The organism is Actinobacillus porcitonsillarum (genome assembly GCF_003101015.1).
In the GTDB taxonomy this organism is placed as follows: domain Bacteria; phylum Pseudomonadota; class Gammaproteobacteria; order Enterobacterales; family Pasteurellaceae; genus Haemophilus_A; species Haemophilus_A porcitonsillarum.
On record NZ_CP029206.1, the window covers coordinates 1304412 to 1324185 of the forward strand.

A 19774-nucleotide genomic window follows, 5' to 3' on the forward strand; every position below is an offset into this window, starting at 1 on the left:
CACCTATCGCTTTTGAGTTGGAAAACATATGGCTACTACTGCATTCGTAACCTGCTCATTTTTTACATTACTAGGAAAGTTAATTTCATTAGCATCAGAAATCAGTAGTAATTTACCTTTCATTGCTATCATCATTTCTTTTGCAACATGAAGACCTAAACCTGAGCCTATATTATGAGGCTTCCCTGTTTGAAAAGGCTCTGTTGCTACATCTAATGGTAAATTAAAACCAGGACCATTATCAGATACTATGATAGAGTTATATCCTTTTATTTGATCTGTAATAAAAATAGAAATTTTTCTATTTTTATTTTCTTTTGAGCTAACCCAATAAATAGCATTATCTAATAAATTAGTAATTACTGATATTGACTCTGCTTTTGCTAAATAAGCCTTAAGATTTGAATCATTATGATTAGATATTACATCTATCTTATGATCAAGGAATCTAAATTCATAATTATCTAATGCAATATTTACTATTTCATTTAGAGAATGCAAACTAATATCTGACCTCTTTAGCATTGCTGAGTAACCACGTATAATTTTCTCTAAAAGTAGTGATATTTCAATAGCTTTTTTCTTTTCATCCCTCTGAATACAGCCAATCAATTGAGATAGAAGTTTATCTAAAGTATGAATTACACTTCCTATATTTAACCCTGCATTAGCACTTTTTATAAGGATCTCTTTGACTTGTTTATATTGTTCACTAATTCTATATATATTTTTTAATATTTCATTTTTTGAGGATGTATCTTTAATCTTTCTATCAACAAGATTTTCTAAATTTTTTAGCTCAGAAATCACTGGCTCAATAGATTTATATTTCTTATATATATCTGACAACCTAATTTTATCTATATTCCTTTGCATAACAAATAAAAATAGAGCATAATTAATAGCCTCAACAAAGTCAAAATAGCTATTATTTTCAATAAATCCTTCCCTATTCGTCTTTTCAACTAATCCATCACTAGAATCTCTATTAATTTTTACTGAGCCAATAATGATATTATTACTTATATTTCCACCAACTCTTTGAACTCTTTTAAAGTCAATTCCTAGCCAATCATTGTCTTTTTCTCCATAATTATATACTCTAACGCCATCTCTATATACTCGAATACCTCCATTTTCCTTAAGATAGCTCTGTATAGATTTTTTTTCCATATTTGAATAACTAAATATTTGAGTATCCATATCAAATATCATTATATCAAATTCTATATCTCCTATATTACTATCTAGTAGATTTATATAACTTCTATCTTGTCTTTTTATTTTTCTCATTTCAGGCTCTAAAGTTGTAATTACTCTTTTTTCAACTTTATCCAATCCGCTCCATGGTTGAAAACAATATTTAAAATCCACAATCTCTTCACCTGACATTTTACAATATCCAAAATAAAGAGCGTTATTTTTAATATCATCAAAATTAGGTAAGCCATCAAATACATTAGAATTACTACTTACTATTACTTTAAACGAATCAGAGCCATCAGAAAATGGGCTGTTTAAAGAAGTAATATTTCTATAAACTTCCCTAAGTTGTCTTCTATCCCAAGAGGTTTTTAAATCCTCTATAATAATTCTTGTTCCTGTGGAATTACTAAAATACTCTGGAATAGGATATTCGTTTAGCTCAATAATGAAGTCTTCAATTTTTTTAGAATAATTTAGATTATTCCAATCTATAAATAATTTTGCTTCATTATCCGATTTTGTTTTAGTAATTACTGTAATTTTATTTCCTAACTTATGAATGCTTAACCTTCCAATTCCTTTTTCACCTAGAGGTATTCTAGAACCTCTTTTACTTGCATCTATTTTCTTTAAGCTATTAAACTCTTCCTTTTTATTATCAGTTCCAACAACTAACCAATTCTTTTGAATAATATCTAAGTTCATACCACTACCATTATCTGTAATAGTAATCTTATTTAATTTATTCTCTATAAAGTCGAAATCTACAATACATTGTGTTGCATTTGCATCATAGGCATTCTTAATTAATTCAAATAATGCAATACTTTCACTTTTAATTAGATCTTCTCCAAGATGAGCTAAAACTCTAGGAGATATTGTGAAATTTACTTTCATTTTATATGATTCTCCAAAATTGATTGTCCAATAGCAGTTGCATAATTAGGAGGAACCGCATTACCAATTAATCTAGCAATTTTATCCCTACTATTTGCTTTAAAAATATAGCTTTTAGGAAAAGATTGTAATGTCGCACCCTCCCGTAAGGATAACGCTCTATCTTCTTCGGGATGGACAAAACGGCCATTAGAAACACTAAAAAATTTAGTTGTAATTGTTGGAGATGGTTTATCCCACCATAAACGGCCAAATGTATCTTTGAAGCTATTATGTTTACCAATAAAACATTTCAATTGTAATTCTGGATAGTCTGCAAAAGCCAAACGGCTACCACCATCTTTAGGAATTAAGCGAATTCTACGCATATTTACCTCAGATAGTCCCGCACAACTATGTATATAATCTGAATCATCATTATGCCCAGCAGAAATTTTTTGAAAACCATTTTTTTCACCTAACACATCTCTAACAGTAAGAATTTTATTTTCTGATTTAATAGGCTCTAATTTAACAGAAGTTACTCTATTAGCGATTAGTGTAAAACGTTTACGGCTTTGTGGTACCCCATAATCTTGAGTGTTATGTATTCCGAAATGAACGGTATATCCAAGTGATTTAAGAGTTTCAATAAAAATATCTAATCCACTTTCTTGACGGCGGCTGAAAATCCCTGGTACATTTTCTACCACCACATAACCAGGAATAAAATATTCAACAAATCGTTGAAATTCAGATAATAAGCTTTTTGATTTCTCAGATTTATTTTTACTGGTTCTTATCACACTCCAATATTGACATGGGCTACAACCAATTAAAATAAGATTATTATCTTCCTTGGTAATAGCAATAGCCTCTTCTAGCTCATTTTCTTTTAGCTTAAACACATCAGCATGAATAAATTTCGAGTCTTTTATATTTGCTTCATAGGTTTCTTTACAAGATATTTCATAATCAATACCCGCAAGTACTTTAATCCCAGCTTCTTGCATTCCATAGCTCATGCCACCACCTCCACAAAAGAAGTCTACTGCTTTTAATTTATTATTTTTCATTGTAATTTTAAACTTGAATAAACTCTAGTTAAGTTATTGTGAGATTTTTAGATTAATAACATCTGAAATTTAAGGTAAATTGTACATTATCAAGCGGTTAATTTCTCTCAAATTTTTGAAAAGTTTATCTCAGAACTAGCTTGTAATGTAGATTAACTTAGCCACTATATTACATCCCATATGACAGCGATTTTACGTCTCTACTTCATCGCCACACCTAACCACTTGACCATCTCTCTCTCATTCCACCCCTTACGTTTCGCATAATCCACCGCTTGATCTTCATCAATGCGACCAAGGGTGAAATAATTACTCGCTGGGTGGGTGAAATACCAGCCGCAGACGCTTGCCGCTGGCCACATTGCGTAGCTTTCGGTGAGTTTCATTCCGATGCGTTGTTCTACTTCCAGTAAATCCCAGATGATCTGTTTTTCCGTGTGTTCTGGGCAGCTTGGGTAGCCTGGGGCAGGGCGGATGCCGATGTATTCTTCACGGATTAGGCGGTCGTTGTCTAAGCTTTCGTCCGTGTAGCCCCACACTTTTGTGCGAAGTTCAAAGTGCAGATATTCCGCCATTGCTTCGGCTAAACGGTCGCCGACTGCTTGGAGCAAGATGGCGTTGTAGTCGTCCCCTGCGGCTTTGTAGCCTTCCACTAAGTCGTGTTCTTCAATCCCTGCACAAACGGCGAACATTCCGAACCAGTCCTGTTTGCCGCTGGCTTTGCTTGCGATAAAGTCGCTCAAGCAGAGGTTGTACGGGCTTTTGCTGTTTCTACCACGTTCGCTTTGTTGGCGGAGGTTATAGACTTTGCCAGCCACTAAAGTGCGGTCAGAATTTTGATAGATTTCAATATCATCGCCCACACTGTTGGCTGGGAAAATCCCCATAATGCCACTTGGGTTGAGCTTGTGATTTTGCTCTAATTCGTCCAACACTTTTTGTGCATCGTTCCACACTCGGTGGGCTTCTTCGCCGCCTTCAGGGTAGTCGAAGGCATCAGGATAACCGCCCATTAAACCCCATAAACGGAAGAATGGCGACCAGTCGATAAATTTCCTCAAGGTCGCAATCGGTACGTTTTTATATTCCACAATGCCAGTCTGTTTTGGCGTTGGCACTTGGTAATCCGCCCATTCGCCACTGAACGCATCGAAAGCATTTTTGCGTGCGTCTTCAATCGGCAACTGCTTGCGTGGGGCTTTTTTGTTGGCAAAAGCGTCTTGAATTTGCTCGTACTCTTTCTTCATTCGGTCCCACAATTCCGCTTTAGTTTCAGGGTTCATCAACGCTGCACAAACCGTCACCGCACGAGAGGCGTTGGTGGTGTAAATTACTTCGTGCTTATATTTTGGATAGAGTTTAATCGCCGTATGTTCTTTTGACGTAGTTGCACCGCCGATAATCACAGGAATATTCAAATTCAAGCGGTTCATTTCGCCTAAGAAATATTCCATTTCGTCAAGGGACGGCGTGATCAGACCGCTTAAGCCGATGATGTCCGCTTTTTCGTCAATCGCCGTTTGAATGATCTTATCCGCAGGCACCATGACGCCTAAGTCGATCACTTCAAAGTTATTACATTGCAACACCACGCTCACGATATTTTTACCGATGTCGTGCACATCGCCTTTCACGGTGGCAATCACCACTTTACCGCTAGACGAGCCTTTCTGCTTAGTCGCATTGATAAACGGCTCTAAATAGGCGACCGATTGCTTCATTACTCGGGCGGATTTCACCACTTGCGGCAGGAACATTTTGCCGTCACCGAACAAATCACCCACCACGTCCATACCGTCCATCAAAGGCCCTTCGATCACTTCGAGCGGTGTCGGGAATTTTTGGCGAGCTTCTTCGGTATCTTCGATAATATAGTTGGTGATCCCTTTCACAAGGGCGTGTTTCAACCGTTCTTCCACTGGCCAAGTCCGCCATTCGGCAACGCCACTCTCTTCACTGTTACTAGCGGTCACATTTCGGTATTTTTCTGCAATATCCAACAGGCGATCAGTCGCATCAGGACGGCGATTTAGCACCGCATCTTCAATCACATCACGCAATTCAGGATCGAGATCATCATAAATCGCCAGTTGCCCTGCGTTTACGATCCCCATATCCATTCCCTGCTTGATGGCGTGGTAAAGGAACACGGCGTGAATGGCTTCACGCATCACATTGTTACCACGGAACGAGAAGGATACATTCGACACACCGCCCGAAATTTTGGCGTGCGGTAGGCTACGTTTAATGCGACCTGTGGCGTTGATAAAGTCCACGCCGTAGTTATTGTGTTCTTCAATCCCCGTACCGATGGCAAAAATGTTCGGGTCAAAAATAATATCTTCAGGCGGAAAGCCCACTTGGTTCACGAGAATGTCGTAAGCTCGAGTACAGATTTCTACTTTGCGTTCTTCTGTGTCCGCTTGCCCCACTTCGTCAAACGCCATCACGACCACCGCCGCACCATAACGGCGAACCAGTTTCGCTTGGTGGATAAATTTTTCTTCGCCTTCTTTGAGGGAAATAGAGTTTACGATCCCCTTGCCTTGCACCGATTGCAAGCCGGCTTCAATCACTTCCCATTTGGACGAGTCAATCATCACAGGTACTTTCGCCGCATCAGGTTCAGTCGCCATAATGTTAAGGAAACGGGTCATACATTTTTGTGAGTCGAGCAAGGCTTCGTCCATATTCACGTCAATCACTTGCGCGCCGTTTTCCACCTGATCGATGGCAATCTCAATAGCTTCGCTGAATTTTTCTTCTTTAATCAAACGCTTAAACTTCGCCGAACCTGTTACGTTATTACGTTCGCCTACGTTTACAAACAGGCTTTCATCATCAATGTTCAACGGCTCAAGCCCCGACAAACGCATTGCGGTTTTGATTTCAGGTAAAGCACGAGGTTTAATGCCAGCCACTACGTCCGAAAAGGCTTTGATATGTTCAGGCGTCGTACCGCAACAGCCACCCACGATATTTAAGAAACCGCTTTCCGCCCACTCCTTGATGTGAGCCGCCATCTCTTCCGCCCCCAAATCGTAGCCTCCAAAGGCATTCGGCAAGCCGGCATTCGGGTGAACGGACACATAGGTTTCACAGATTTTCGACATCACTTCCACATAAGGTCGCAACTCTTTCGGGCCTAAGGCACAGTTCAAACCAAAACTGAGCGGTTTCGCGTGGCGGAGCGAGTTGTAAAAGGCTTCGGTGGTTTGCCCCGAAAGGGTACGCCCAGAGGCATCGGTGATCGTCCCCGAAATCATAATCGGCAATTCCACGCCCAGTTCTTCAAACACTTGGTCAATAGCAAAAGCGGCAGCTTTGGCGTTCAAGGTGTCGAAGATGGTTTCGATCATAATGATGTCCGAACCACCTTCAATTAAGCCGCGAGTGGCTTCCGCATAGGCATCGACTAATTCCATAAAAGTAATGTTACGAAAACCCGGATCGTTCACATTTGGCGAAATCGAAGCAGTGCGGTTGGTCGGACCGAGAATACCTGCCACAAAACGCGGTTTTTCAGGCGTGCTGTATTTATCTGCCGCAATCCGCGCCAGTTTCGCTCCTGCAAAATTCAGTTCATAAGCGATAGATTCCAGCTCGTAATCCGCTTGTGCAATGGTGGTGGAACTGAACGTATTGGTTTCAATAATATCCGCCCCGGCTTCAAGGTATTTTTCGTGAATAGATGAAATCACTAAAGGTTGGGTCAGGGTAAGCAAATCGTTGTTGCCGCGTAGATCAATTTTAGAATGTTTAAAACGCTCGCCACGGAAATCCGCTTCGGTCAGTTTAAATTGCTGGATCATCGTCCCCATCGCACCGTCTAAAATCAAGATACGTTGTGTAAGGGCAGTTTTTAATTGTTCAATTCGGTTGTGTTGCATAGGGTTTCCAATACATAAAAACAAGATTAATAAACGAGATAATAGGGGGGGAGTGAGAGTGTGTCAAACAAAATCCCCCATAGATTTTTTATTTTCTATGAGGGATTTACAAAATATTTTTAAAATTTGACCGCCTGTTATTTCATTGATTCTATTGCGCCACGAATAGTCATTTTTACTTCAACAGAAATTAAACTTGCCATAAGTTCTTCTATCGCTTTGAGTTTGCTTTCAATGGTTTTTCCTTCTTCATCGAAGTAACCTTGGGCTTTTAACGTTGCAGCAAAGGTTGAGAATAGTGCTTTATCGAAGAATTCTGGTGCATTAATGCCGTGTAAAACCGATAAACGTTGAGCAATCGAGCGACTTTCATTTTCTAAATCGTTGCGAGAGATTTCTGGTTTCTCTAACAATAGATTTAAGCTGATATAGTAACGTTGCAATAAATCTCTTACACCGTTGCTATAAAGTTGTAATGAACGTAGACGAGGTGCGTTAATTTTGAATACATCGCTTTCGCCTTTTAATAATTGTTGGCGGACGAACTCATTTAAAATATGTTCAACTTGAAGGCGAAGTTCATCTTCCTCAAAGTGGAGGAATAATTCCGCTTTCAAGAACGGATAAATTTGTTGTACCGTTTTAATGATGAGGTCTTTCGATACCGCTTCAAGATGTAATACGATGCTCGCAACTAACGACGGCAACACAAACAAATGTTGAATGTTATTGCGGTAGTAAGTCATTAACACCGCTGATTCACGATCTAAACGGATTAGCTCGCCAAAATTATCTTTTTCAGAAATAACGCCTGAACGAGGCAATTTCAAAACGTGTTCTAACATCTCTTCTGCGCTGTTTGACGGTAATGTCATATCCGCAGAGTAAGGGACATTTTGGAACAGTTGCATATGACTTTCAACTTGCTCAAGTAGAATTTCTTTGGTTAGTGCTCGTTGGCGAGAAGCCAGTAAAACAGAACCAATTAAATTTTTCGCATTAACGGCGGCAGCTTTATTGATGTTAATCATCACTTCTTTGGCTACAGTATCCACCGCTTCGTTTAACCATTTTGGACGAGTGTCATCGCCACTATGATTTTTCCATTCAGGGAAATGCTGGTTTAAGTAGTTATTGACTTGAATCGGCTCGCCAAAATTCACATAGCCTTGCCCTAAATTTTTGAGCTTTTTAATCACACGTAAAACTAAACCGGCATTCTCTTTCTCTTTTGCCGCACCACGCAATTCTTTAGCGTAAGTATCTACCTCTAAAACGTGTTCATAGCCAATATATACTGGCACAATACTAAGTGGACGAGCTAACCCACGTTGTAAGGCTTGAATGGTCATCGACATCATACCGGTTTTCGGTTCAAGCAAACGCCCTGTGCGAGAGCGTCCGCCTTCAATAAAGTATTCCACAGAATAGCCACGATAGAATAACTCCGCTAAGTATTCACGGAAAATCGTAGAGTATAAGCGGTTGCCTTTAAATGTACGGCGAATGAAGAATGCCCCCCAGCTACGGAAAATCGGACCGGCAGGGAAAAAGTTGAGGTTAATTCCCGCTGCGATATGTGGCGGCACTAAACCTTGATGGTAAAGCAAGTAAGAGAGTAATAAGTAGTCCATATGGCTACGGTGGCACGGCACATACACAATTTCATGGCCTTCTAATGCTAACTTACGCACACGCTCACCGTTTTGTACGTTAATACCTTGATAAAGTTTGTTCCATAACCAGCTTAAAATGCGGTCTGCAATACGTAAACTGTCGTGTTTTACATCCGCAGCAATCTCATTCAGGATTTTTTCCGCTTCTTGGCGTGCTTTTTCCGGGCTGATTTTTTTGCTTTCTGCTTCATCGGCAATCGCTTTTTTCAGGACTTCAGAGTCAAGTAGCTTATTAAACATCGCTTGGCGATCAGGAAGTTGAGGCCCCATTGCAGAATAACGTTGTTTTGCAAAGTGCATACGGGCAACACGAGCTAATTTGTGGGCTAATTTCTCGTCCGCTTCTTGATTTGCAATCATTTTGCTTAAAGAGACCGCTTGTGAGAAGCGCACAAAGTTATCTCGTCCATACCAAAGCATTGAGATCAAACGAGAAAATGCGCTTAAAGAGCGCAGTGTTGGAGCTTTTTCTTTCCCCGGAGCTCGTCCCCAAAGAACGGAAACCGGTAGGAGTTGAACATCAAGCTGTTCATTTTGTTTGTGTAAGTTAAGGTAACGCTGAATGGTTGAAACCGTTTCGCTTTTCGCTTCTTTTGATTTAAAAAAGCGGCGATCTTCATTTAAGAAAACAAAACGAGGGAGCGAAACGCCTTCAATCACATTATTTTCTAATGGATCGGGTAAATTAAGTGCCAAACAGTTTTTTTGTAAAATCAGTAAATCGGTTTGAGATGTATAAGGTAATACATAAATTAAAGGCTGCTCAAGATTTAATTCTAACTCTTGAACAGGATTGGTTGGAATAGAACGAGATTTCACTAATAGTGAAAGGGGTAAATTAAGTAATTTACGATAAAAAGTAAGCAAACTTGACATATTTGTTATCCTTTTTTCTTGATTTTGCTCATGACTTGCAGTTTATCACAAAATTCAGAAAAAAATTAGTTACAAATCAAATTTTACTGTATATAATACCAAAAGTTCTGTATAAAATATCAGAGAGGATAAAATGGCACGTAAACATTTAACTGCTCGCCAACAAGAAATTTTTGATTTTGTGAAAAACCATATCACAACCACTGGTATGCCGCCTACACGTGTAGAAATTGCTCGTGAAATTGGCTTTAAATCGCCTAATGCGGCAGAAGAGCATTTAAAAGCCTTAGCTCGTAAAGGTTATATTGAAATGTTATCCGGTACATCTCGAGGTATTCGTATCTTAGTCAATGATGAGACTGAATCGGCAAATGATGATGGTTTACCTCTAATTGGTAAAGTCGCTGCCGGCACACCGATAGAAGCAATAGAGCATATTGAAAACTATTACCCTGTAAATGGCGCGATGTTTAGCCCAGCTGCAGATTATTTATTAAGAGTTAATGGTAATTCAATGGAGAAAATTGGTATTTTAGACGGTGATTTATTAGCAGTACATAAAACCAATTATGCCAAAAATGGGCAAGTAATTGTTGCTCGTGTAGATGATGAAGTGACAGTTAAACGTTTAGAGAAAAAAGGCGATTTAATTTATTTACATCCGGAAAATGATGAGCTAGAAGCAATAGTGGTAGATCCTCGTATTGAATATATTGAGATTGAGGGAATTGCTGTTGGGGTGATTCGTAGCAATGCTTGGATGTAATTAACATAACCTGTCAATAAGAGTGAGAAAAATTTCTCACTCTTTGTTTTTATATGATGAATTCAGAAATTAAACTTGCAACATTTTCTGCCAATGAAGAAGAACTTTTAGCTAAAGCGAATTGGCTAGCCGGATTTCGATTAGGCGAGGTCGCTCAAATGCTGAATATACCTGTACCACCTGATTTACGGAGATATAAAGGCTGGGTTGGGCAATTGATTGAAGTTGCTTTAGGGGCAAAAGCGGGTTCAAAGGCAGAGCAAGATTTTGCGCATTTAGGGATTGAGTTAAAAACCATTCCGATTAATGCCAAAGGAGAGCCGTTAGAGACAACTTTTGTTAGTTTAGCCCCTTTGGCTCAAAATCATGGTGTAACATGGCAAAGTTCTCACGTGAAACATAAGCTTCAAAAAGTGTTATGGATTCCGGTTGAAGGTACGAGATCAATCCCTATCGCAGAGCGACACATAGGGCAACCTATTTTGTGGCAACCGAGTACAGCGCAAGAAAAAAAATTGCAACAAGACTGGGAAGAGTTGATGGAATTGATCGTGTTGGGGCAACTTCATAAAATCAATGCAACTTTAGGTGAAGTGATGCAACTGCGTCCTAAGGGGCGTAATAATAAAGCCTTGACGACAGCCGTTGATCAATCGGGCAATCAAATTCAGTCTTTACCATTAGGTTTTTATTTACGTAAAGTTTTTACAAAAGAAATTTTACAGAATTTTTTACGTTAGCCCTCTTTAATTTTCTGATGGCTATCGCTATGATGTATCGCTTTATGACGGCTAGTAGCCAGAGATGGTTAAATAGCTTATTTATTTCTTTTTTTAAAGGACATTGATATGTTTGAGTGGATTGCAAATCCAGAAGCTTGGGTTGCCCTTTTTACCCTAACCGCATTAGAAATTGTGTTAGGTATTGATAATATTATTTTTATCAGTATTTTAGTTTCTCGTTTACCGGAAAGTCGTCGTCAATCAGCCCGTATTGTGGGATTAGGTTTGGCAATGATTATGCGTATTTTATTACTGCTTTCGCTTTCTTGGATGATGAAATTAGTTGATCCACTTTTCTTTATTGGCGAAAAAGGCGTATCAGGTCGTGACTTAATTTTGATTGTCGGTGGTTTGTTCTTGTTAGTGAAAAGCGCTATGGAGTTGAAAGAATCGATAAGTGGCGAAGAACATAGCGAAGAAACAAAAGCGGCAAGAAAGGCAAATTATCTGATGATTTTGGCTCAAATTGCGTTAATGGATATTATTTTCTCGCTGGATTCTGTGATTACTGCAGTTGCGATGGCGGACGATATTCCTGTGATGGTTTTAGCGATTATCGTTGCAGTTGGTGTGATGATGATTGCTGCAAAACCAATAGGCTTCTTTGTTGATAAAAACCCAACAATTAAAAATTTAGCATTAGCTTTCTTAATTTTAGTTGGAGTAGCATTGATTGCTGAGGGCTTTGCAATTCATATTCCTAAAGCGGCAATTTATACAGCAATGGGCTTTTCTGTTGTGGTGGAATTACTCAACATCAAAATGCGTCGCAATCAATTTGCACGTTTACAAGAAAAAAAGGCTGAACAACATTAAAATTAGCGCCCTCAAATCGAGGGCGTTTTGCTAATTAGGATATAAAAAATGTTATTAATTGATATTAAAGATAAATCACTTACTCAAGAAGAGATCGAGATACTTCAACATCCGCTTGTTTCCGGACTCATTTTATTTAGCCGAAATTTTTATGATAAAGCACAAGTTCAGGCTTTAATTAAAGAAATTCGCCAAAAAGTGAAAAAGCCTTTTTTAATTACGGTCGATCAAGAAGGCGGAAGAGTTCAACGTTTCCGAGATGGCTTCACAGCATTACCTGCAATGCAGTCTTTTGATATGTTGGCAAAAGATTTAGTGGAAGCAAAACAGCTTGCACACGAAGCTGGCTGGTTAATGGCTGCAGAAATGTTTGCTTTAGATATTGATTTGAGTTTTGCTCCCGTTTTAGATATGGGACATGAATGTAAAGCAATTGGCGACCGTGCTTTTGGTAAATCATTAGGGCAAATTCTACCGCTTGCAGAAGCCTTTATTGATGGGATGCGTGAAATGGGCATGGCAACCACAGGAAAACATTTCCCAGGGCATGGACACGTGCTTGCGGATTCACATTTAGAAACCCCGTTTGATGATCGTGCCAAATCACTGATTTTTGAGCAGGATATTCAACCTTTCCAACAATTGATTGCTAAAAATAAACTTTCAGCCATTATGCCGGCTCACGTTGTTTATACGCAATGCGATAATCAACCTGCGAGCGGTTCACACTATTGGCTTAAAGAGGTATTGCGCAAACAGCTTAATTTTAATGGCGTGATTTTCTCCGATGATCTCGGTATGAAAGGAGCCGGATTTATGGGGAATTTTGTGGAACGTTCTGAAAAAGCAATTCAAGCCGGCTGTGATTTATTGCTCTTATGTAATGAGCCGGAAGGTGTCGTTCAAGTGCTCGATGGTTTGAAATATCAACCGACAGAAGCACAGCAAACACGCCATATTTCACTAATGAAGCGTAAAAATGTATCTTGGTTAGATTTAGAAACCAGTTTACGTTATAAACAATCTTCTGAACGATTAGCGGCTTTACAAGCGCAATGGTTGGAATTTAAGCAAACGCAAATGTCGGCTTAATAATGAGCAATGATGATGAATATAACTTGTGAGCATTTTAATCAACAACGTTGTACTTCGTGCCAATGGTTATTGACCGAGTATAACGTGCAGATAGCTGATAAAATGGCAGAGCTCAAGCGGTTGATTTTGCCTTATCTTTTGCAAAATCAAACCGAAGTTCTTTCGCCAGTGGCTTCGGAACAAACACATTTTCGTAATAAAGCTAAAATGGTAGTAAGTGGTTCGGTAGAGCGACCGGTACTTGGCTTATTAAAAGATCAGCAAGATGCACAAAGTGGTGTTGATTTAACAGATTGTCTGCTTTATCCGACGGAATTTGCAACGCTTTTTCCTGTTCTTAAAGATTTTATTGGCAGGGCAGGCTTAGTGCCTTATAACATTGCTAAAAAGAAGGGCGAGCTAAAATATATTTTGCTGACACAGAGCCAATATAATCAGGCTGTTTCATTACGTTTCGTCTTGCGTTCAACACAAAAACAACCGCTTATTGAACGAGAATTGCCAAAGTTACTGGAAAAGCTACCGCCTAAATCTATTGTGAGTTTGAATATTCAGCCGCAACACGCCGCTATTTTAGAGGGAGAAACCGAGATTTTTCTTACCCCTGAAAGGGTTATTGAAGAAAATTTTAATGGTATTCCTCTGTTTATTCGTCCGCAAGGTTTTTTCCAGACTAATCCTAAAGTGGCAAGCGAATTATACAAAACCGCACAAATGTGGGTAAAAACGTTACCTATTCAACAATGTTGGGATCTTTTTTGTGGCGTGGGAGGATTTGGCTTACATTGTGCAAAAGTATTGCAAGAAACCAATCCTGAAGTAAGTTTAACGGGAATTGAAATTTCGGCTTCAGCGATAGCCAGTGCGACACAATCGGCAGAAAAATTAGGGTTAAAAAATATCACCTTTGCTTCATTAGATTCCGCACAATTTGCTTTGAATGAGAAAGGAAGTGTGCCGGATCTCGTGATTGTAAACCCGCCTCGTCGGGGGATTGGTAAGGCGCTTGCAGAATATTTAAATCAGCTCGGTTCGCCTTATGTGATTTATTCGAGCTGTAATGCGAAAACAATGGCGGAAGATTTTGCTTCATTTGATAACTATGTATTAGCAAAAGTGCAGTTATTTGATATGTTCCCACATACGGCTCATTATGAAGTTTTGACTTTATTAGTAAAGAAAGCTTAAATTTTCTACTTAATAAGCGGTAGTTTTTTTCGAAACATTTGCAAAGTTTGGTATAATCGCCCTGATTTATAGTAATAGATCAAATTCAGTTTAAATTTTGTGAACTCAATCACATTTTCACAAGACAAATGTAGAAAATATCTTTACTATATACCTATTCTTTTTTCATTAACTCTCAATTAGAGGAATATCAACAATGGCTAAAATTGTTAAAGTAATTGGTCGTGAAATCATCGACTCTCGTGGTAACCCAACTGTTGAAGCTGAAGTTCATTTAGAAGGTGGCTTCGTAGGTTTAGCTGCTGCTCCATCTGGTGCATCAACAGGTTCTCGTGAAGCGTTAGAATTACGTGATGGCGACAAATCTCGTTTCTTAGGTAAAGGCGTATTAAAAGCAGTTTCAGCAGTAAACAACGAAATTGCAAACGCACTTGTTGGTAAAGAAGGTACTGCACAAGCTGAAATCGACCAAATCATGATCGATTTAGACGGTACAGACAACAAATCTAAATTCGGTGCAAACGCAATCTTAGCAGTATCTTTAGCAACTGCTAAAGCTGCAGCAGCATCTAAAGGTTTACCATTATATGCTTACATCGCAGAATTAAACGGTACTCCAGGCGTATATTCTATGCCATTACCAATGATGAACATCATCAACGGTGGTGAGCACGCAGACAACAACGTTGATATCCAAGAATTCATGATTCAACCGGTTGGTGCTAAAACATTAAAAGAAGCATTACGTATCGGTGCTGAAGTATTCCACAATCTTGCTAAAGTATTAAAATCTAAAGGTTTAAATACTGCGGTGGGTGATGAAGGTGGTTTCGCTCCAAACTTAGCTTCTAACGCAGATGCTTTAGCATGTATCAAAGAAGCAGTAGAAAAAGCGGGTTACGTTTTAGGTAAAGATGTAACTTTAGCGATGGACTGCGCATCTTCTGAGTTCTACAACAAAGAAACCGGTAACTACGAGTTAAAAGGCGAAGGTAAAACATTTACTTCTCAAGAATTTACTCACTACCTTGAAGGTTTAACAAAAGAGTACCCAATCGTTTCTATCGAAGATGGTCAAGATGAGTCTGACTGGGAAGGTTTCGCATACCAAACTAAAGTACTTGGCGACAAAGTACAATTAGTTGGTGACGATTTATTCGTAACAAATACTCGTATCTTAAAAGAAGGTATCGAGAAAGGTATCGCAAACTCAATCTTAATCAAATTCAACCAAATCGGTTCATTAACTGAAACTTTAGCAGCAATCAAAATGGCTAAAGATGCAGGTTACACAGCGGTTATTTCACATCGTTCAGGTGAAACCGAAGATGCAACTATCGCTGATTTAGCGGTTGGTACAGCAGCAGGTCAAATTAAAACCGGTTCAATGAGCCGTTCAGACCGTGTTGCGAAATACAACCAATTAATCCGTATCGAAGAAGCATTAGCAGCAGCAGGTACACCAGCACCATTTAACGGTTTAAAAGAAGTTAAAGGTCAAGCGTAATCATTATTTGATTAAATAAAATAAGCCACTGGGGTATCTCAGTGGCTTTGTTGTTTAAAGCTCATTTTGAGGATTTATATGCTTTATTCAGTTTTAACCGACCATATTTTATTAGGCGAAGGCTATCGTAATGGCGCACATTCAACTCAGCACGAACATTTAGTCGTTATGTTTGAAGATGATGGCGAAACAGGCTATTTTTATGCAATGGATTTACACCAAGTCAATCAGCCGGTTGTAGATAGTTTGTTTGTGTATAACGTAAGTGATATTGAACAGGAAAGTTTAAAAGAACCTCGCCGCTTAGAAATTTGCTGGTCGGAAGATGGTTATCAGGCATTTTTACTGATAAACGGCTATCCGCATGCCGTGTTTGATTTCAAGCAGTTTGTCGGATACAACCACAGCAAACACCCATATCCGGAATTAGGTTCAATGTGGAGTCGCAAAGAAACCACGGCAGAATTGGTTGATAAGTGGTTAGTGCAATAAAGGCAAAGCCGCATTATTGCGGCTTACGATTCTCACAATGCTCTTTTATTAAAGAAATAAAAGCACCGCCAAAACGTTCGAGTTTGCGTTCGCCCACACCGTTGATTTCAAGTAATTCAGCAGGTGTAAGCGGTAGAAATTCTGCCATTTCTTGCAAAGTAGCATCATTAAAGACCACATAAGGTGGGATATTTTCGTTATCAGCAATTTGCTTGCGCAGAAACCGTAGCCGTGCAAAGAGATCTTTATCATAGCGCACCGAGCCTTGTTTGCTCACAAATGCAGTAGCCGAAGATGAGCCTAAGCGAGGTAATGCCAGCTCTAATTTGACTTGTGATTTTAAGACAGGGCGAGCCTCTTCGGTTAATTGTAAAGCAGAGTGATTAACAATGTTTTGGCGTACCAATCCTAAATGAATAAGCTGTCTAATCACGCTTACCCAATAATCTTGGCTCTGCTCTTTACCAATACCGTAAACGGAGAGTTGGTCGTGTCCGAATTGGCGGATTTTTTGATTATTCATGCCACGTAAAACGCCGATAACGTGATGCATACCGAAGGTTTGTCCGGTGCGGTAAATCACCGACATTACTTTTTGAGCATCAATTAAACCATCATATTTACGTGGCGGATCTAAACAAATATCGCAGTTTTTACAAGGTTCTTGTTTAGACTCCCCAAAATAATTGAGTAGCACTAAACGGCGACAAGTTTGCGATTCGGCAAAAGCGCTAATTGCTTGCAATTTATGTTGTTTGATATTGCGTTGCTCGCTTTCCGGCTCTTCAAGTAAGACTTTTTGTAACCAAGCGTAATCAGCTGGATCGTAAAATAAAATCGCTTCAGAGGGCAGATCATCTCGCCCCGCTCGCCCGGTTTCTTGATAGTAAGATTCAATACTTCTCGGTAAGTCAAAATGGGCAACAAACCGCACGTTAGATTTATTGATTCCCATACCAAAAGCGATAGTGGCAACTACAACTTGAATGTTATCCCTTTGGAAAGCATTTTGAACGGTTTCTCGTTGCTGAATAGTCATTCCGGCGTGGTAGCCCATCACGGATACGCCCCGAGCAGAGAGCTTTTCGGTAATTTCTTCCACTTTTTTTCGGCTGTTGCAATATACAATCCCGCTTTTCCCTTGTTGCTTTGCAATAAATTTTGCCAATTGCTCCATCGGCTTAAATTTTTCTTGTACTGTATAACGAATATTTGGGCGATCAAAGCTACCTAGATAAGTGTGCGGATCTTGTAAGCGGAGATGATGAATAATATCGTGGCGAGTTGTTGGATCCGCCGTTGCCGTTAATGCCATCATGGGCACATTTGGAAAGGTACTGCGCAAACCACCAAGTAGGGTGTATTCTGGTCTGAAATCGTGTCCCCATTGGGAAACACAATGTGCTTCATCAACGGCAATAAGGCTGATTTTGCAATGTGAAATAAAGTGGAAAAAGCCTTGTGTCATCACTTTTTCAGGCGAAAGATAAAGTAATTTGAGTTGCCCTGAAATCACCTTTTGTTCAACAAGTTGTTGCTCTTCAAGGGTTTGTGTTGAATTGATATAGCCGGCTTCAATACCATTGGTCAAAAGCTGATCGACTTGATCTTTCATTAAAGAAATTAATGGCGAGATTACGAGCGTTAGTCCCTCAATACAAAGTGCAGGAACTTGATAGCAGAGCGATTTCCCACCGCCTGTTGTCATAATGACAAGCGTATCTAAGCCATTCAGTACGGCTTCAATGACTTCTTGTTGCCCTTGTCTGAATTGCTGATAACCAAAAATATTATTTAAAATAGCTTTAGGCGAATTTGTCTGCTGCATAGATATAAGCTCCCTCTGGTGAGGGAACATATTAAAATGAAATGGTTTCGCCGTGTCTTGCAAAGGCTTCTTCTAGATGTTGCCAAAAAGAACGACCTTCTGCTGTTTTCCATTCATTATCAATAAATTTAAAATGGAAGCCACCGAGTTTACTCGCCAGCCATAGTTCTAGCATTGCTTCTTGTTTGTTAATGATGATTTGTGAGTCATCATCAAAAGTTAATGTACAAACAGCGCCTTGAATTTCGGTATCGACTGATAAACCATCATCATCAATCTTTTCTTCGATTTGTTGCCAAGTTTGTTCTACAAGTTGATGAAATTTTGTTGTGTTCATAAAATCTCCAAACGAATTATTTAAATTCAATATTTTTACTAAATAATTTTTTTCTTAATTGAATGAAAGGGCGAGTTATCTCTCTATATAATTTAGCTAAGTTTGTTTTACCTTTATTATTATTTCGTTCATCAGATAAGGTGCTTTTGAAATTTATTTCTTTATTTAAAACATCATCCTGAATACAAATAGCTGGAGTTAGCTGTAAAACCTTATAATCAGATTTTTTTAAGAATTTTTCAAACATTAGCACATCAACAGGTATTGAAAGTTGATATATTTTTATTTTTTCTAAAAGATATTTAATACCTTTTGCCGTTAAAATATACCCAGCTGTTCCTGTATGTTTTGATTTTAATTTATGAAGAGCTCTATTACAAAAGTGAGCTTCTAGATTCGTTGCATATATGATTTTAGAAGAATGCTTTTCAAGCTTAATTACATCAACATCATGATTTACATAGCTATTAGTTAGGAATTTTTTTGCATTTTCCCCTAAATAAATGTCATCTTCAAAAATACAAATATAATCTAGCTTGTTTTCTTTTGCGAAGTGCCATAATGCAATATGACTTAATGCGCAACCCATTTCCCCTTTGGTTAAAGGACTATTTGAAATATCAATGCCAAATTCGTTGGCTTTTTCTTCAATCAAATCCGGCGTTATAGCATCAAAAAATTCAAAAGGAATATCTTGCTTGCCAAATTCCTGAATAATATGATTACGGCGTTCTTTAGCTGTTAATAAACTAATCACATAATTATGTTGCTGAGTTGTACTATGCATAATAATTATCCTCTTATTTAACAAAATTTCGTTTATATTTTATATGGCTTTGAATATTTTGCTCGGCATCTTTTCTATCCCAGATTTGTAATTCCCACGGATAGTAAAAATTGCTCTCATTTTTAAAATAAATATGAATGCCAACATATTCCTCTTTATCTCTTAAATACCAATTTTTTAAGCCATATTTTTCTTTCCAATCATCTAAACGTTCCATTATTTGGCTAATCTCTTCGCTTGAAACAATAATTCGAGCCCCGAAAATATCATTCATAATACTATTTACCGGATAGCCTTCACTACGGGCTTCAAAACGTTTAATTTTATCTAAAATGGATTCAGAAGCTTTGACTCGATAAAAATAAGGAACATCATAGAGATCCGCTCTAAATAGATAGTCGTTAATGGCTTCGTATAAATTTAAGCGATAAGATAAAATATGCTCTATGGGAACTTTAGTTAATGCAAGATTCAAATTGAACTTTCTTAATTTTCCGGCAAGAAAATGATCTTCAAAAAAATCAGAATGTAGTTTATTGATTTCTTTTATGAAACATTCAATTTTTTCTAGCATAA

At 38.5% G+C, this 19774-nt stretch carries 15 protein-coding genes; 7 read left to right on the forward strand and 8 right to left on the reverse strand.

Features of this window, described 5'->3' with window-relative positions; translation table 11 throughout:
• Positions 1-3 precede the first annotated feature (3 nt).
• The 4 genes from DDU33_RS06380 to plsB form a co-directional block, all read right to left on the reverse strand.
• The gene (locus DDU33_RS06380; RefSeq protein ID WP_108923842.1) at positions 4-2103 is read right to left on the reverse strand and encodes a sensor histidine kinase; all 2100 of its coding nucleotides are present in this window, start codon (positions 2101-2103) and stop codon (positions 4-6) included.
• Positions 2100-3158: a DNA cytosine methyltransferase gene (locus tag DDU33_RS06385; protein WP_108923844.1), complete on the reverse strand. Its 1059-nt coding sequence runs from the start codon at positions 3156-3158 to the stop codon at positions 2100-2102. Before DDU33_RS06385 ends, DDU33_RS06380 begins: the two co-directional genes overlap by 4 nt.
• A gap of 200 nt (positions 3159-3358) precedes the next feature.
• Entirely contained in the window at positions 3359-7048 is a 3690-nt protein-coding gene (metH, locus tag DDU33_RS06390) for a methionine synthase (protein ID WP_108923846.1), read from the reverse strand.
• 137 nt (positions 7049-7185) lie between these two features.
• The gene (gene plsB, locus DDU33_RS06395; RefSeq protein ID WP_108923848.1) at positions 7186-9600 is read right to left on the reverse strand and encodes a glycerol-3-phosphate 1-O-acyltransferase PlsB; all 2415 of its coding nucleotides are present in this window, start codon (positions 9598-9600) and stop codon (positions 7186-7188) included.
• A 133-nt stretch (positions 9601-9733) separates the two neighbouring features.
• On the opposite strand from plsB, the gene lexA reads away from it, so the two are divergent.
• From lexA to DDU33_RS06430, 7 genes are all read left to right on the forward strand, one after another.
• Positions 9734-10366, forward strand: a complete 633-nt coding sequence (lexA, locus tag DDU33_RS06400) for a transcriptional repressor LexA (RefSeq protein ID WP_108923850.1) — start codon at positions 9734-9736, stop codon at positions 10364-10366.
• Positions 10367-10434: 68 nt separating this feature from the next.
• Positions 10435-11106 (forward strand): DNA mismatch repair endonuclease MutH, encoded by a 672-nt coding sequence (gene mutH, locus DDU33_RS06405; protein ID WP_208620310.1) that lies wholly within the window; start codon positions 10435-10437, stop codon positions 11104-11106.
• A gap of 108 nt (positions 11107-11214) precedes the next feature.
• Entirely contained in the window at positions 11215-11964 is a 750-nt protein-coding gene (locus DDU33_RS06410; protein WP_108923854.1) for a TerC family protein, read from the forward strand.
• 48 nt (positions 11965-12012) lie between these two features.
• Entirely contained in the window at positions 12013-13056 is a 1044-nt protein-coding gene (gene nagZ / locus DDU33_RS06415; RefSeq protein WP_108923856.1) for a beta-N-acetylhexosaminidase, read from the forward strand.
• A gap of 15 nt (positions 13057-13071) precedes the next feature.
• The gene (gene rlmC, locus DDU33_RS06420) at positions 13072-14247 is read left to right on the forward strand and encodes a 23S rRNA (uracil(747)-C(5))-methyltransferase RlmC (RefSeq protein ID WP_108923858.1); all 1176 of its coding nucleotides are present in this window, start codon (positions 13072-13074) and stop codon (positions 14245-14247) included.
• 196 nt (positions 14248-14443) lie between these two features.
• Complete coding sequence (gene eno, locus DDU33_RS06425) at positions 14444-15754, forward strand: phosphopyruvate hydratase (protein WP_005819984.1); 1311 nt, start codon at positions 14444-14446, stop codon at positions 15752-15754.
• Positions 15755-15832: 78 nt separating this feature from the next.
• Positions 15833-16246 carry a DUF2251 domain-containing protein gene (locus DDU33_RS06430; protein WP_005824552.1) on the forward strand — a complete coding sequence of 138 codons (414 nt, stop codon included), beginning with the start codon at positions 15833-15835 and terminating at the stop codon, positions 16244-16246.
• A gap of 13 nt (positions 16247-16259) precedes the next feature.
• On the opposite strand, the gene recQ is transcribed toward DDU33_RS06430, so the two are convergent.
• The 4 genes from recQ to DDU33_RS06450 are packed head-to-tail and all read right to left on the reverse strand — an operon-like array spanning position 16260 to position 19772.
• The gene (gene recQ, locus DDU33_RS06435; protein ID WP_108923860.1) at positions 16260-18074 is read right to left on the reverse strand and encodes an ATP-dependent DNA helicase RecQ; all 1815 of its coding nucleotides are present in this window, start codon (positions 18072-18074) and stop codon (positions 16260-16262) included.
• A gap of 31 nt (positions 18075-18105) precedes the next feature.
• A complete protein-coding gene (cyaY, locus tag DDU33_RS06440; RefSeq protein ID WP_108923862.1) occupies positions 18106-18411 on the reverse strand; it encodes an iron donor protein CyaY in 306 nt (101 codons plus the stop codon).
• Between the two features lie 16 nt (positions 18412-18427).
• Complete coding sequence (locus DDU33_RS06445; RefSeq protein ID WP_108923864.1) at positions 18428-19198, reverse strand: glycosyltransferase family 25 protein; 771 nt, start codon at positions 19196-19198, stop codon at positions 18428-18430.
• 13 nt (positions 19199-19211) lie between these two features.
• A complete protein-coding gene (locus DDU33_RS06450; protein ID WP_108923866.1) occupies positions 19212-19772 on the reverse strand; it encodes a nucleotidyltransferase family protein in 561 nt (186 codons plus the stop codon).
• Positions 19773-19774 lie beyond the last annotated feature (2 nt).